1 protein-coding gene is annotated in these 252 nt (G+C 52.8%); it reads left to right on the top strand.

Annotated elements, in window-relative coordinates; all coding sequences use genetic code 11:
• On the top strand, window positions 1–252 hold a 252-nt coding region (locus PsWM33_RS23275; RefSeq protein WP_153040002.1), incomplete at both ends, for a transposase.

Genomic DNA, 252 nt, shown 5'->3' with positions numbered 1-252 from the left:
CTTTTGAACGCGGACGAGACCTTGGCGCTTGGTTGGGCCTGGTCCCCCGGCAGTACAGTACAGGAGACAAGCCCATCCTCGGCAAAATATCGAAAACCGGAAATCGCTATTTACGCATGCTGTTGGTGCAAGCGGCACACGTTTTAATGATGCGACCGAAACTTTGGCAGAACTTGAGCTTCGGAGACTGGCTAAAGCGGGCATCCAAGCGAATGCATAAGAATAAACTGGCCGTCGCCTTGGCCAATAAGC

The organism is Pseudovibrio sp. WM33, assembly GCF_001623165.1.
GTDB lineage: Bacteria > Pseudomonadota > Alphaproteobacteria > Rhizobiales > Stappiaceae > Pseudovibrio.
This window is presented reverse-complemented; position numbering and strand designations above follow the sequence as displayed.